This window comes from Streptomyces sp. NPDC041796 (assembly GCF_055590785.1).
Genome location: NZ_JBVJAH010000015.1, coordinates 145,077 through 158,307, shown reverse-complemented (window position 1 = coordinate 158,307; position 13,231 = coordinate 145,077). Strand labels below are relative to the sequence as shown.

The 13,231-nt window shown below is 71.8% G+C and carries 13 protein-coding genes; 6 read left to right on the top strand and 7 right to left on the bottom strand.

All coding sequences use genetic code 11. The features are described from left to right. The first annotated feature begins 6 nt into the window (after nucleotides 1-6). Nucleotides 7-1,125 carry a phosphoserine transaminase gene (gene serC, locus ACZ6C1_RS27975; RefSeq protein ID WP_469244373.1) on the top strand — a complete coding sequence of 373 codons (1,119 nt, stop codon included), beginning with the start codon at nucleotides 7-9 and terminating at the stop codon, nucleotides 1,123-1,125. A gap of 259 nt (nucleotides 1,126-1,384) precedes the next feature. Further along, complete coding sequence (locus ACZ6C1_RS27970; RefSeq protein ID WP_469244371.1) at nucleotides 1,385-2,023, top strand: DUF4360 domain-containing protein; 639 nt, start codon at nucleotides 1,385-1,387, stop codon at nucleotides 2,021-2,023. Between the two features lie 61 nt (nucleotides 2,024-2,084). Here ACZ6C1_RS27970 and ACZ6C1_RS27965 read toward each other — a convergent pair whose 3' ends face one another. Together ACZ6C1_RS27965 and ACZ6C1_RS27960 are read right to left on the bottom strand one after the other, a co-directional pair. Beyond that, nucleotides 2,085-2,915, bottom strand: coding sequence for an ABC transporter permease (locus ACZ6C1_RS27965; protein ID WP_469244369.1), 831 nt, complete (start codon nucleotides 2,913-2,915; stop codon nucleotides 2,085-2,087). Then, the gene (locus tag ACZ6C1_RS27960; protein WP_469244367.1) at nucleotides 2,912-3,880 is read right to left on the bottom strand and encodes an ATP-binding cassette domain-containing protein; all 969 of its coding nucleotides are present in this window, start codon (nucleotides 3,878-3,880) and stop codon (nucleotides 2,912-2,914) included. The genes ACZ6C1_RS27965 and ACZ6C1_RS27960 overlap by 4 nt, the downstream gene beginning before the upstream one ends. A gap of 87 nt (nucleotides 3,881-3,967) precedes the next feature. Here ACZ6C1_RS27960 and ACZ6C1_RS27955 point away from each other — a divergent pair, with 87 nt between their 5' ends. Next, on the top strand, nucleotides 3,968-4,747 hold the full coding sequence (locus ACZ6C1_RS27955; protein WP_469244366.1) for a TetR/AcrR family transcriptional regulator: 780 nt from the start codon (nucleotides 3,968-3,970) through the stop codon (nucleotides 4,745-4,747). Here ACZ6C1_RS27955 and ACZ6C1_RS27950 read toward each other — a convergent pair. Continuing rightward, nucleotides 4,744-5,466 (bottom strand): TetR/AcrR family transcriptional regulator C-terminal domain-containing protein, encoded by a 723-nt coding sequence (locus tag ACZ6C1_RS27950; protein ID WP_469244364.1) that lies wholly within the window; start codon nucleotides 5,464-5,466, stop codon nucleotides 4,744-4,746. The genes ACZ6C1_RS27955 and ACZ6C1_RS27950 overlap by 4 nt on opposite strands. A gap of 141 nt (nucleotides 5,467-5,607) precedes the next feature. On the opposite strand from ACZ6C1_RS27950, the gene ACZ6C1_RS27945 reads away from it, so the two are divergent. Beyond that, complete coding sequence (locus ACZ6C1_RS27945; RefSeq protein ID WP_469244362.1) at nucleotides 5,608-7,116, top strand: MFS transporter; 1,509 nt, start codon at nucleotides 5,608-5,610, stop codon at nucleotides 7,114-7,116. A gap of 64 nt (nucleotides 7,117-7,180) precedes the next feature. On the opposite strand, the gene ACZ6C1_RS27940 is transcribed toward ACZ6C1_RS27945, so the two are convergent. Then, on the bottom strand, nucleotides 7,181-8,182 hold the full coding sequence (locus tag ACZ6C1_RS27940) for an SdiA-regulated/phytase-like domain-containing protein (RefSeq protein WP_469244360.1): 1,002 nt from the start codon (nucleotides 8,180-8,182) through the stop codon (nucleotides 7,181-7,183). A 59-nt stretch (nucleotides 8,183-8,241) separates the two neighbouring features. Here ACZ6C1_RS27940 and ACZ6C1_RS27935 point away from each other — a divergent pair, with 59 nt between their 5' ends. Beyond that, on the top strand, nucleotides 8,242-8,934 hold the full coding sequence (locus ACZ6C1_RS27935; protein WP_469244358.1) for a GDSL-type esterase/lipase family protein: 693 nt from the start codon (nucleotides 8,242-8,244) through the stop codon (nucleotides 8,932-8,934). 7 nt (nucleotides 8,935-8,941) lie between these two features. Here the strand turns inward: ACZ6C1_RS27935 and ACZ6C1_RS27930 are convergent, their stop codons facing one another. Together ACZ6C1_RS27930 and ACZ6C1_RS27925 are read right to left on the bottom strand one after the other, a co-directional pair. Next, nucleotides 8,942-9,484 carry a hypothetical protein gene (locus ACZ6C1_RS27930; RefSeq protein ID WP_469244356.1) on the bottom strand — a complete coding sequence of 181 codons (543 nt, stop codon included), beginning with the start codon at nucleotides 9,482-9,484 and terminating at the stop codon, nucleotides 8,942-8,944. Between the two features lie 262 nt (nucleotides 9,485-9,746). Continuing rightward, entirely contained in the window at nucleotides 9,747-10,616 is an 870-nt protein-coding gene (locus tag ACZ6C1_RS27925) for a PhzF family phenazine biosynthesis isomerase (protein ID WP_469244355.1), read from the bottom strand. A gap of 84 nt (nucleotides 10,617-10,700) precedes the next feature. Between ACZ6C1_RS27925 and ACZ6C1_RS27920 the strand changes: the two genes are divergently transcribed. Beyond that, nucleotides 10,701-11,591, top strand: coding sequence for a LysR family transcriptional regulator (locus ACZ6C1_RS27920; RefSeq protein ID WP_469244354.1), 891 nt, complete (start codon nucleotides 10,701-10,703; stop codon nucleotides 11,589-11,591). A gap of 208 nt (nucleotides 11,592-11,799) precedes the next feature. On the opposite strand, the gene ACZ6C1_RS27915 is transcribed toward ACZ6C1_RS27920, so the two are convergent. Next, nucleotides 11,800-13,170 (bottom strand): serine hydrolase domain-containing protein, encoded by a 1,371-nt coding sequence (locus ACZ6C1_RS27915; protein WP_469244352.1) that lies wholly within the window; start codon nucleotides 13,168-13,170, stop codon nucleotides 11,800-11,802. Between the last annotated feature and the right edge of the window lie 61 nt (nucleotides 13,171-13,231).

Genomic DNA, 13,231 nt, shown 5'->3' with positions numbered 1-13,231 from the left:
CGGTGCGTGGCTGAGATCCAGATTCCCACCGACATCAAGCCCGCCGACGGCCGTTTCGGCGCGGGCCCCTCCAAGGTGCGTACGGAGGCGCTGGACGCCCTGGCCGCCACCGGCACCTCTCTCCTCGGTACGTCGCACCGCCAGGCCCCGGTCAAGAACCTGGTCGGCGAGGTCCGCGCGGGCGTGCGCGACCTGTTCTCGCTGCCCGAGGGCTACGAGGTGATCCTCGGCAACGGCGGCTCCACCGCCTTCTGGGACATCGCGACCCACGGGCTGATCGAGACCAAGTCGCAGCACCTGACCTTCGGCGAGTTCTCCTCCAAGTTCGCGAAGGCGTCGAAGCTGGCCCCGTGGCTGGCCGAGCCGACCGTGATCTCCTCCGAACCGGGTACGCACCCGGAGCCGGCGGCCGAGGCGGGCGTCGACGTGTACGCGTTCACGCACAACGAGACGTCCACCGGTGTCGCCGCTCCCGTCAAGCGTGTCGAGGGTGCCGACGAGGGCGCGCTGGTGCTCGTGGACGCGACCTCCGGCGCGGGCGGCCTGCCGGTCGACATCACCGAGTCGGACGTCTACTACTTCGCCCCGCAGAAGTCGTTCGCCTCCGAGGGCGGCCTGTGGATCGGCGTGTTCTCCCCGGCGGCGCTGGAGCGGGCGGCCCGTGTCCACGCCTCCGGCCGGCACATCCCGGAGTTCTTCTCCCTGCCGACGGCGATCGACAACTCGCTGAAGAACCAGACGTACAACACCCCGGCGCTGTCCACGCTGTTCCTGCTCAACGAGCAGCTCAAGTGGATCAACGGCCAGGGCGGTCTCGACTGGTCGGTGCGCCGCACCGCGACCTCGGCGCGCACGCTGTACGGCTGGGCGGAGGAGTCCAAGTACGCCACGCCGTTCGTCTCCGACCCGGCGAAGCGTTCGCAGGTGATCGGCACGATCGACTTCTCGGACGAGATCGACGCGGCGGCGGTCGCCAAGGTGCTGCGCGCCAACGGCATCGTCGACACCGAGCCGTACCGCAAGCTGGGCCGCAACCAGCTCCGGATCGCGATGTTCCCGGCGATCGAGCCGTCGGACGTCGAGGCGTTGACGGCGTGCGTCGACTACGTGATCGAGATGCTGTAGGTCCCGTACGCCTGTGAGGGCCCCGACCCCGGTGGGTCGGGGCCCTCGGCGTTCGCGGGCGTCCGCCCGAGGTGTCCGGGGGGCGCCGTTCCGTACGCGGCCGATTACCGCCCTATCGGGGGCCGTCGGAGGTCTCTACCATCCCAAGCACTCCGGCAGCACCATCGCCGGGCGCTTGACATGCTCCCGCCATTCACGGTTGGACCCCCCACTTCGACCGGCAACCGATCGGAGCCCCATGTCCAGAAGATCCCGAGCCATGCTCGCCGGCACGGCCGCCACCACGGCCCTCGCGGCGATCGTCCTCACCCCGTCCCCCGCCTCGGCGGGCATCGTCGCCCCGCCCGACAAGATCGTGATCGAGGTGGCGACCGTCAACGGATCGGGCTGCCCCCAGGGCACGGCCGCCGTCGCCGTGGCCCCGGACAACACCGCCTTCACCGTGACGTACAGCGACTACCTCGCCCAGGTGGGCGTGGGCGCGCAGCCGACCGACTTCCGCAAGAACTGCCAGCTCAACCTGATCGTCCACGTCCCGGGCGGCTTCACCTACGCCGTCGCCGGCGTCGACTACCGCGGCTACGCCAAGCTGGAGCCCGGCGCCAACGCCATGCAGAAGGCGTCGTACTACTTCCAGGGCTCACCCGACACGGCCCAGAAGAGCCACCCCTTCAAGGGCCCCTACGACAACAACTGGCAGGCGACCGACCAGACCGACTGGGGCCAACTGGTCTGGGCGCCCTGCGGCGTGAAGCGGAACTTCAACATCAACACGGAGCTGCGGGTGAGCGCGGGCACCTCGGACCCGACGAAGACCAACAGCTTCATCGCCATGGACTCCACGGACGGCGACATCAAGACGGTCTACCGGCTGGCCTGGAAGGAGTGCCCCAAGTAGGCCCTTCCTGCTGACCGGGCGGGCCCGCGCCCCCTCCGCGGGCCCGCCCTCCGCCGCACCGCTACCGGCTCAGGCGCTGGAAGCGCCGTACCGCGAGGGGCAGGAACACCGCGGTGATCACCAGCGGCCACGCCACCGCCATCAGCACCGCGTGCTGCTCGATCCAGCTCCCGCCCCCCGCCCCCGGGTTGCCGAACAGCTCGCGGGTCGCCACCGCCGTGGAGGAGATCGGGTTCCAGGCGGCGATGGTGCCCAGCCAGCCGGGCATCGTCTCCGGCTGGACGAAGACGCTGGAGACCATGGTGAGCGGGAAGGCGACCACGAACAGGCCACCGGCCGCCTCGGGGTTCGGGACCAGCAGCCCGAGCCAGATACCGACCCAGGTCAGGCAGTAGCGCAGCAGGAGCAGCAGCGCGAAGGCCGCCACGGTGCCGAGGAACCCGCCGTCCGAGCGCCAGCCCGTCACGAACGCCGTCGTCGCGAGGATGGTCAGCTCGGCGGACGCCACGATCGCGTCGGTGAAGCCCCGTCCGGCCACCACCGCGGAGGGCGCCATGGGCATGGAGCGGAACCGGTCGGTGACGCCCTTGTTCGCGTCGGTGACCACGGCCGTCGCGGTGTTGATGAACCCGAACGCCATCGTCATCACGAACATGCCGGGCATCAGGAAGTCCCGGTAGTCCGCCGCCCCGCCGCCGCCGGGCGGCTTCATCGCACCGCCGAAGACGTACCCGTACAGCAGGACCGACAGGATCGGGAAGCCGAGCTGCCAGGCGATGTAGACGGGCTTGCGCCGGTAGATCGTCAGCGTGCGGCGCACCAGGTTCCAGCAGTCGGCGGTCGCCCAGTAGGCGCTTCCGCGCCCGGTGACGGGCTGAAGGGTGCTGCTCATACGGCCACCTCTTTCTTGTCCTCCTCGGTCACGTGACCGGTCAGGCGCAGGAACACGTCGTCGAGGCTCGGCCTGCGCAGCCCGATGTCCTCGACCTGGACGCCCTCGTCCTGGAGGGACCGGGCGACCTCGGTGAGCGCCATGACCCGGTCGGCGACGGGCGCGTGGACGCGGCGCTCGGCCCGGTCGACGCGCGGCTCGCCCTTGCAGACCCGTGCCACGGTGCCGGCCACCCGCGGCAGGTCGGCCGGATCGACGGCGACGACCTCGATCCGGTCGCCCCCGACGCGGTTCTTCAGCGCCTCGGGGGTGTCGTCGGCGATGGCACGGCCCCGGTCGATGACGGTGATGCGCGAGGCGAGCCTGTCGGCCTCCTCCAGGTACTGGGTCGTCAGCAGGACGGTGGTGCCGCCCGCGACGAGGGCCCGTACCGCGTCCCAGACCTCGCCGCGGCCACGCGGGTCGAGACCGGTGGTCGGCTCGTCCAGGAACAGCACGCGGGGCGCCAGGATCATGGAGGCGGCCAGGTCCAGGCGGCGGCGCATGCCGCCGCTGTACTCCTCGACGCCCTTGTCCGCCGCCTCGGTCAGCCCGAACCGCTCCAGCAGCTCGGCGGCGCGGGAGCGGGCCCCGCGCCCGCCGAGGTGGAACAGCCGGCCGAACATCTCCAGGTTCTGCCGGCCCGTGAGGATCTCGTCCACGGCGGCGTACTGACCGGTGAGCCCGATCAGGGAGCGGACGCGGCGGGGGTCGCGCGCCACGTCGACCCCGGCGACCTCGGCGCGACCGCCGTCGAAGCGTCGCAGCGTGGCCAGCACACGGACGGCTGTCGTCTTGCCCGCCCCGTTGGGGCCGAGGAGCCCGTGGACCGTGCCGGGGCGCACCGCGAGGTCGAACCCGTCCAGCGCCCGCTTCTCCCCGTACCGCTTCTCCAGGCCCTCGGCCCGTACCGCCCAGTCCTCCACAGCACCCTCCCGAACGAAACTGAGTACACCGTACCCAAGCGAGCGTACAGCGTACTCAGTTTTGGTCCAGTGATTTACGCTGACGCCATGACCAGGGACGGCACCGGCACGACGGCGACGAGCGGCAGCGGCGACATCGCCCGCAGCCTCGAACTGCTCTGGGGCACCGGCGAACCCCCCTCCCGGGGACCCAAGCGCGGACTGACCGTGGACCGGATCGTCACCGCCGCCGTGGAGGTCGCCGACGCCGAGGGCCTGGACGCCGTCTCGATGCGGCGGCTCTCCGCGGACCTGGGCGTCGGCACGATGTCGCTGTACCGGTACGTCCCCGGCAAGGCCGAACTGCTGGACCTGATGCTCGACCGCGTCCGGGGCCTGATGCTGGCCGACCAGCCGGCCGAGCCCTGCGACTGGCGCGTCGCCCTCGAGGCCCTGGCGCGCGCCGAACTCGCCCTCTACCGCCGCCACCCCTGGCTGCTGAAGGTCAACCAGGCCCGCACCGTCCTCGGCCCCAGTGCCCTGCGCGGCCTCGAACTGGCCCTGACGGGCCTGAAGAGCATGGGCCTCACCGACCCCGAGCTCATCTCGGTGATCATCGCCGTCCAGAGCTTCGTCACCGGCATCGTGCGCATGGAGGCCGAGACGGTCGAGGCGGCGAAGGAGACCGGCGTCAGCGACGAGGAGTTCTGGACGCGCCAGACACCCTTCCTCGACCGCGCCATGCGCACCGGCGACTACCCCATGATGGCGGCGCTCTCACCGGACGCGTTCTCCGCCGACTTCGACCACTTCGCGTTCGGCCTGCGCGCCCTCGTGGACGGCTTCGCGGCGACCGTCGACCGGGCCGCCGCCCGGCGCGGGACCTAGGCGGCCGGCAGCCGCATCGCCAGGCCGTCGAGGACGACGTCCAGGCCGTAGCGGAACTTGTCGTCGCGACGCGCCACGGGGTCGGTCCCGTGGGTGGCGACGTACGGACCGGCGAGGTGCTCGTATCCGGCGGCGGCCTGTTCGGCGGCGGGCAGGAGGCGGGCGATGAACGCCGCCTCCGTCTCACCGGAGCGGGCGACCGTGGTGAGCCAGGCGGCCTCCGTGGTGCTCATGCCGATGACGTACAGCAGGACGGTGTCGATCGCCCGGTCCGGCTCGGGGAAGCCCGCGGCGGTGAACAGGGCGGCCAGCCGCTCGGAGTAGGCCATGAGGTTGGGCCCCAGGTAGGCGAGGCCCGCCTGGCCGAGCACCGAGGCCAGCCAGCGGTGGCGCAGAGCCGTCGCGCGGAACGACTCGGCGGCCTCGGCCACAGCGGCCCGCCAGTCGGTGCCCCCCGGTTCGGGGACGCCGATCTCGCCGAACACCTCGTCCACCGCCAGCTCCATCAACTCGTCCTTGGTGGCCACGTGCCGGTAGAGGGACGTGGCGCCGGCGTTCAGCCGGGCGCCGAGCTTGCGCATGCTGAGCGCCTCGATCCCGTCGGCGTCCAGCATGACGATCGCCTCCCGCACGATCGCGGCCCGGCTGAGCGCGGGCTGATCCGGCTCGCGGCGCTGCCGCGCCCACACGGAGGGAATCGGGTTCGCCTTGGCGGCCATGGCACTCCTCGACAGGACGACTGGGGGCGTACAACGTTCGCACCCAGCGTACAGCGCATGCATGTTGCGAACACTGTTCCGCCATGCGTACAGTGTTCGCAACGGAGCGAACGGCGTACGCAGCCGACGAAAGGACAACCCATGGAATCCCGCAATCCACGCCGCTGGTGGATACTCGTCGTGCTGTGCCTCAGCTCGCTGGTCCTGGTGGTGGACAGCATGGCGCTGACCGTCGCCGTACCGTCGCTGACCGAGGACCTCGGCGCGAGCGCCCAGGACACCCAGTGGATCCTGGATTCCTACATCCTGGTCTTCGCCGGCCTGCTGCTCACCTCCGGAAGCCTCGGTGACCGCTTCGGCCGCCGGAAGGTGATGCTGGTCGGCCTCCTGCTCTTCGGAGCGGCGTCACTGGCCGCCACCTTCTGCACCAGCCCCGGTGAAGTCATCGCCGCACGGGTCGCGATGGGCGTCGGCGGCGCGCTGATCATGCCTTCGACGCTGTCGATCCTCATCACCGTTTTCGACGAGGACGAGCGCGGCAAGGCGATGGCGGCCTGGGGTTCGGTGTCGATGCTCGGCCTGGTCGGCAGCCCCGTGCTCGGCGGCGTCCTGATCGACCACTTCACCTGGCACTCGATCTTCCTGCTCAACGTCCCCGTCGTCGCCCTGGCGATCCTCGCCGCCCTCACCCTCATGCCCGAGTCCAAGGGCCCCTGGCAGAAGCCCGATCCGCTCGGCGCGGTGCTGTCCGCGGCCGGTATGACCGCGCTGATCTGGTGGATCATCGAACTCCCGCAGCACGGCGCCTTCGAGGGCCGCTCGGCGGTCACCCTGACCGTCGCCGTCGTCTCCCTCACCGGGTTCGTCGTCTGGGAGAACGTCACCGCCGCCCCGATGGTCCCGCTGGTCCTGTTCAAGCAGCGCAACTTCAGCGGCGGCTCCCTCTCGCTGACCCTGGTGCAGGTCGGCAACGGCGGCCTGCTGCTGGTCCTCACCCAGTACCTCCAGTTCGTCCTGGGCTACTCGGCGATCGAGGCGGGCCTCGCCTTCGTACCGCTCGCCGTCGCCGCGCTCATCGGCAACGGCCTGGGCGGCGGGCTCGCCGCCAAGACCGGCAACCGCCCGCTGATCCTGGCCGGAATGCTGCTGATGGCCGCCTCCTTCGGCCTGCTGGCCACCGTCTCCGCCGACACCGGCTTCGCCGTCCCGGCCGTCGCGCTCGGACTGCTCGGCCTCGGCGCGGGCCTCGCGATGCCGGCCGCCGTGGGCGCCCTGATGAGCACCATCCCCGAGGAGAAGGCCGGCGTCGGCTCCGCCCTGAACGACACCATCCAGCAGGCCGGAACCGCCCTCGGCATCGCGATCCTCGGCTCACTCCTGGCCAACGGGTTCGCCCGGCAGATGCCCGCCGACGCCCCCGAGGCCGCGAAGCACTCCATCGGCGGTGCGCTGGCAGCCGCCCAGGGCGACGCCGGGCTGGTGCGGGCCGCCCGGGACGCCTTCACCACCTCGATGTCCACCACCTTCACCATCAGCGCGATCGGCGTCCTGGCCGCCGCCCTCCTGGCCACCCTGGTGATGCGCGACACCAAGCCGGCCGCCGCCACCCCGGCGCCGGACGCGGCCAAGGAGCCCGAGCTCGCCGCCTGAGCCCCCCGGACCACCCAGCACGAAGGCCGGTACCCCGCCACGGGGCACCGGCCTTCGGACGTCCTCAGCCCCGGGGCCGCCGCAAACGCCGCCACCCCAGTACGACGGCGGCGAACCCCGCCAGGACCAGCGCGCCCAGCGTGGCGTTCCCGCCGTCGCCCGCACCCGTACCCGTCCCGGGCGAGCCGTCGCCCGGCGCACCGCTCCCGGACGAACCGCCGCCGGGCGCGGGCGTCCCCGAGGACTCCCCCGCACCCTTCTCCACCGGCACACGCACGACCTCGCTGCGCACCCCCTCCGAGCCGAACATCAGCGCCGATCCGTCCGCCGTGTACGTCACCGACTCCGACTGCCGCTGGATCGGCGCGTTCACCCGCTTCTCGGCGCCGGGCCGCCCGTCCTTCCAGGCGTACGCCCGCGCGCTGAAGTACCCGCGCAGCACCAGCTCCCGCCCGTCCGGCGAGAACGCCCCGTCGGTGACCCACGGCACCTCGCCGATCCGCCGGAAGACGTTCGGGCCGCCCGCGCTCAGCCGCGCGGGACCCTCGTACAGTCCGCCGCCGTCCTCGTTCTTGGACGCGATGTAGACCCGCCCGGTCGAGGGGTGCACCATCAACGCCTCGGCGTTCCGGGGCCCGTCGGCGTAGGTCACCGTGTACTGGGTGGCCTCCACGGACTGGTCGCGCAGCTTCTCCGGCTCGGGGAAGCGGTAGATCCACACGTGCGGCCAGGAGCCGTCGAGGTTGTCGCCGATGTCACCCACGTACACGTGCCCGTCGGGCCCGACGGAGACCGCTTCCATGTCCCGGGGCGTGCCGACGCCCCGGAGGGTGATGGTGGCGACGGTCTCGCCGGTGCGCCCGTCCACGGCGAAGACCCGTGGCCCGTCCTGGTCGTTGTGCGTCCAGTAGACGCCCGGGTGCGCACGGCTGGCGGCCAGGCCGCTGGACTCGGTGATCCGAGGGTCCTTCATGGTGAACCCGCCCTCCTCGGCAACGGCCGGGCCGGCGGAGAGCGCCACCACGGCGAGGGCCACCGCCAGGGGGGTCGTACGCAACGAACGCATGACCCCAGTGTCCATGGTCACATCGCACTTCCCGGGCGGGGTCGGCCATGATGACCCCCATGCGTTTCATGTTCGTCGGCGACTCCATGACCATCGGACGCGCCGGCGACTACACCTGGCGCTACCGGATGTGGCAGCACCTCGAAGCGGCCTTCGACGGGCCGTACGCGATCGTCGGCCCGCGCACGGAGCTGTACGACGCGGCGGCCGGCGCCGCCGTCTCCCACACGTACGCCGACCCGGCGTTCCCCGCCGGCGCCCGCAGGCACCTGTCCGGCTGGGGCGAGGGCTGGCTGCACATGGCGCCGCTGATCGGCGAGGCGATCGCCACGGCCGGGGCGGACGTGCTGCTGGTGTCCCTGGGCCTCATAGACCTCGGCTTCTACACCAACAGCGCCCAGACGTCCGAGAACGTCCGCTCCTTCATCGGTGCGGCCCGCGCCGCCAACCCGCGCGTCCGGGCCGTCCTCCTCCCAGTGATCCCCAACATACGGGCCGAGGACGAGCCGCCCTTCGCCGCCGAGTGCGCCCGCTTCAACGAGCTCCTCGCCAAAGCGGTCGCCGACCTCGACGAACCCGGCTCGCCCCTGCTGCTGGCGTCGCCGCCGGAGACGTACGACATCCACACCGACACCTACGACGGCACCCACCCCGGCCCCTCGGGCGAGCACAAGCTCGCCGCCGCCTTCGCGACGGCGATTCACCAGGCGTGGGGGCTGGGCGGGCCTTACGCCCCGCCTTCGGGACGGTAAGCCCGGATCAGACCGAGGGCGACGCGGTGAACAGGTGCTTCCCGAAGCCCTTGCCGTCGTTGTTCCAGTCCAGGAACAGCTCGCCGTCGGCCAGGCCGCGGCTGGAGCCGATGGCGTAGCTCATCACGGGCGTGGTGTACGCGTTGTTGTAGTTGGCGTTGGAGTCGCTGTTCTCCAGCCGCGACTCGATGCCCCAGTAGTTGGCGGACTTCTTCACCGGGTCGGTGCCGGACTGCGACTTCTTGACCTGCAGCTTGAAGTAGGCCCCGTCGAATATCGTGCTGTCGTCGACCTGGCCGTACGCCGGACCGTCCCAGCTGATCCTGGCGTACGTGTAGACGGTGGAACCGGAGCGCTTGGCGCACAGGCTGACCTTGAAGTCCCAGTTGTCGGCCCAGGGGCCGTCGTACGCCGCGTCGTCCACGGACTTGGTGCTGGTGGTGCACCGGTAGTCGGCCGCGGCGGCCGGGGTCGCGGTCGCGATGGCGGCGGTGCCCGCGAGCGCGGTGATGATGACAGCCGTGGACGTGGAGCGCTTGAGCGTGCGCATGCAGTGCCTTCCGTAGGGTCGGGATTATCGGGCTGCGCAGGGTGATGCGACAGCGCAGTACGTAGATCGACTTTAGGGCTGCGAACAGCGAAGTCAGGCCCGCCGGGACAGACTTGAGACATCCCGATGGCTGAACCGTCGAAGTAGAGGCGCCCTGGCGGGCGGCCCGCGCACATCCACCGTGCTTCACACATACGCGTTCGCATGCCTCCGACGACCCGGCCGGATCACCGGGGAGCGGCGAAGGCAACGCGGAGAACGGCTAGCCGATCGGGACGGCCCGTCCGGTCACCCGCGTGCGGGGGTCCTGCGGGGACACGTCGATCAGCAGGTCGCTGGGACGGCCCATGTCCTCTCCCTGGCGGATCGCGATCGTGGTGGGACGGGTGACCAGGCCCAGCGTGCGGAGGTAGCCCCCGAGCGCCGCGGCCGCCGCTCCGGTCGCCGGGTCCTCCACGACACCGCCCACGGGGAAGGGGTTGCGGGCGTGGAACCGCTCCGGCGACTCCCGCCAGACCAGGTTCACGGTCGTCCACCCGTGTTCCCGCATCACCGCCCCCAGGGCGTCGAAGTCGTAGGCCAGGTCGGCCAGGCGCGCTCGCGAGGCGGCGGCCAGGACCAGGTGCTCGTTGCCGCCGAAGGCCACGTGCGGGGGCAGGGCCGGGTCGAGGTCGGCGCCGGACCATCCCAGGGCGCGCAGTGCCTCGTCCAGCTCCGAGTCGGCGGCCGGCCGGCTGCGGGTGGGGACGCTGGTCAGCGTGGCCACCACCGCGCCCGAGCCGTCGCGGCCGGTGGCCACAGGAATCTCGCCCACGGGGGTGTCGAGGAGGAGGTCGCCGACGCCCAGCCGCTCGGCGAGCGCGACGGTCAGGGCGATGGTGGCGTGTCCGCAGAACGCCACTTCGGCGAGCGGGCTGAAGTAACGGACCTGGAACCGTCGCGCCGCTTCGTCCCCGCGCGTCACGAACGCGGTCTCCGAGTAGCCGAGGTCGGCGGCGACCGCGAGCATCGCCGCCTCGTCCAGCCCGGAGGCGTCGAGCACGACACCGGCGGGGTTGCCACCCCTCGGGTCGTCGGTGAAGGCGGAGTAACGGAGGGTCTCGGTCAGCGAGCCGTGGGTTTCGGTGGTCATGGCCCTATGCTGGCGCGCGCCTGCTCATCGCGTCCAACGATCGCTTCGCATCGGGTCCATGCGCACATCACATAGCCTGGGCTCGTGGACACCCGGCTTCTGCAGACCTTCACGACCCTCGCCCGGACCGGCAGCTTCACCGCCGCCGCCACGGAGCTGCACGTGGCGCAGTCCACGGTCACCGTGCACATCCGCACCCTGGAACACGAGCTCGGCACCCGGCTCTTCGACCGGCTCCCCACGGGCGCGCTGCTCACCGACTCCGGGCGGCGGCTGCTGGTGGAGGCCGAGAACGTCCTCGACGCCGTGACGCGCCTGCGGGCCGCCGGCGGCGACGATGACGGGGCCGTGAGGGGTCGGGTGGTCGTGGGCACCCCGGAGTCGCTGTGCTCCACCCGGCTCCCGGGCGTCATGGCGGCCTTGCGTACCCGCCATCCGGAGATCGACGTACACCTCCACGCCGCGGGCACGGCGGAGTGCGTCGAGGGTCTCCGGTCCGGACGTCTGGACGTGGCCCTGCTGCTGGAGGAGGACGCCGACTTCCCCGATGTGGCGGCCGAGCCGGTCGCCCGTGAACCGGTCGCCCTCGTCTGCTCCCCCGGACACCCGCTCGCCGCCCGCACACGTGCCGTCTCCTGGGAGGAGCTCGCGGCGGAGGACTTCTTCCTGCTGGAGGAGGGCTGCTGTTACAGCGACGCCCTGGAGCGGCGACTGCTCGCCGTGGCCGTGGCCCGGCCGCGGCTGACCCGGTTCGGGAGCGTCGACGCGGCGCGTGGCTGCGTGGCCGCCGGACTGGGCCTCGCCCTGCTCCCGCTGACGACGGTGGAGGAGCACCTGCGTCAGGGCCGGCTGGCACGGGTCCACGGACCGGGCTTCGCCGACGTGCCCGTCGTGCTGGCCCGCAACAGCCGGCGATGGATCGCACCGGCCGCGCAGGTGTTCACACGGGAGGTGACGCGGCACTTCGCCGGATGAGGGCGGCTGACGACAAGGACGGCCGAGAGCGCCTCACCAATTGCTGTTGCCGCACCGCCGGGGACCGCTCCATGTGTGCACACAGCGCGTGATGGCGCGGTCACCGCACCGCACGTTCGACCATCTCACGCAACAAGTTACGTTCCACGAACGGGACTTCGTCCGTGGGCTGGGGGACCTCCGTTAGGCCGGAGGTCCCCGCGGAGCCCTAGCGCCGCAGGCGCAGGGCGTCGGCCGTCGCGGTGGCGAGCGGCGCCACCGGGCCCGGCGCCACGGTCTGGGCCCGGGCGGCGGGCCGCGCGGCGGCCGGGGTGCCGCCGAGGGCCACCGTCATGTGGTGGAGCATCGCCGCGTCGATGGGGTGCGGCTTCATCCGGCCCTGCTCGTCGAAGCGCTGGTACTTCATGAGGTTCCAGCCGAGCGCGACCTGGCGGCGGCCGTCCTCGGTGGACAGTGCCCACGTACCGGCGCCGAAGACGCCTCCGTCATGGCCCCAGTACCACCGGCCGTCGGGCATCTTCAGCGTGTAGAGCCCGAGCCCGTAGCGGAACGTCACCTCACCGCCGGGCGGCGGCTGGTGCGCGGGCACCGTGGTCTTCATGGCGTCCAGCTCGGCGGGGCCGAGCAGCTTGCCGCTCAGGAGCTGCCGGTAGAAGGAGTTGAGGTCGTCCATGGTCGACACCAGGTTCCCGGCCGGGCCGCACCAGGACATGTCGTAGACGCTGTAGTCGCGGGCGGGCTCGATCATCCCGTACATCGACTCGTACATCTTCGCGTGCCGGCCGGTCAGGAAGGGTGTGCGCGGGAAGTAGGTGTGCCGCAGCCCGGCCTTGCGGATGACGTTGCGGGCGATGTACTGCTCGGGCTCCTGGCCCGTCACCTCGCGCAGCAGCAGACCGGCGATGACGTAGTTGGTGTTGGAGTACGCGTGCGTGCCGCGCGGTGCGGCCGGGGGTGCGGCGAGGCCGAGGCGTACGAGCTCCTCGGGGTCGAAACGGTGGAAGCGGCGGGCGTCGAGGGCCTTGCCCGGGTCCTCCAGGAGACCGGGGAAGGCACCGAGTATGTGGTCGCCGAGGCCACTGGTGTGGTTGAGGAGCATGCGGACCGTGATGGCCTGTCCGCGCTCCCCGGGTATCAGCTCGGGCAGGTAGCGGCCGATGGGCGCGTCGAGTTCGATGCGTCCCTTGGCGACCTGCTGGAGGACGGCGACGGCGGTGAAGGTCTTGGTGATGGAGCCGACCCGGTGCTGGAGGTCCGCCCGTACGGGGCGCCCGGTGCCCAGGTCGGCGGTCCCGGCGGCGCCCCGCCATGACGACGCGCCGTCCCGGACGGTGGAGTACGTGCCGTACATGCCCGCCTGGTGGATCGCCGCGAGCGACTCCCGCAGGGCCTTGCGGTCGAGACGGTGGTCGTGGCCGTGGCTCGGGGCCGACGCGGTGACGGCCGTGGGCGTCGTGGCCGAGGCGTGGGCCGGAAGCGCACCGGCGGCGAGCGAGAGCAGGGCGGCGCTGGAGGCGAGCGCGGCGCGGTGGATGTTGCGGCGGAGCGGGGAGGGGGCACGGCGAGTGGTGGGGTCCATGGGCCTTCCTGCACGGTCGACGGCGCACCGGTGTGTGCGCCGTCGACCATCCTCATGGGCC

Coding starts and splice junctions, on each gene's coding strand:
- ACZ6C1_RS27970 (WP_469244371.1), top strand. CDS start 1,385: ATGCTCGCCGGCACGGCCGCCACCACGGCCCTCGCGGCGATCGTCCTC.
- ACZ6C1_RS27965 (WP_469244369.1), bottom strand. CDS start 2,915: ATGAGCAGCACCCTTCAGCCCGTCACCGGGCGCGGAAGCGCCTACTGG.
- ACZ6C1_RS27955 (WP_469244366.1), top strand. CDS start 3,968: ATGACCAGGGACGGCACCGGCACGACGGCGACGAGCGGCAGCGGCGAC.
- ACZ6C1_RS27950 (WP_469244364.1), bottom strand. CDS start 5,466: ATGGCCGCCAAGGCGAACCCGATTCCCTCCGTGTGGGCGCGGCAGCGC.
- ACZ6C1_RS27945 (WP_469244362.1), top strand. CDS start 5,608: ATGGAATCCCGCAATCCACGCCGCTGGTGGATACTCGTCGTGCTGTGC.
- ACZ6C1_RS27940 (WP_469244360.1), bottom strand. CDS start 8,182: ATGCGTTCGTTGCGTACGACCCCCCTGGCGGTGGCCCTCGCCGTGGTG.
- ACZ6C1_RS27935 (WP_469244358.1), top strand. CDS start 8,242: ATGCGTTTCATGTTCGTCGGCGACTCCATGACCATCGGACGCGCCGGC.
- ACZ6C1_RS27930 (WP_469244356.1), bottom strand. CDS start 9,484: ATGCGCACGCTCAAGCGCTCCACGTCCACGGCTGTCATCATCACCGCG.
- ACZ6C1_RS27925 (WP_469244355.1), bottom strand. CDS start 10,616: ATGACCACCGAAACCCACGGCTCGCTGACCGAGACCCTCCGTTACTCC.
- ACZ6C1_RS27915 (WP_469244352.1), bottom strand. CDS start 13,170: ATGGACCCCACCACTCGCCGTGCCCCCTCCCCGCTCCGCCGCAACATC.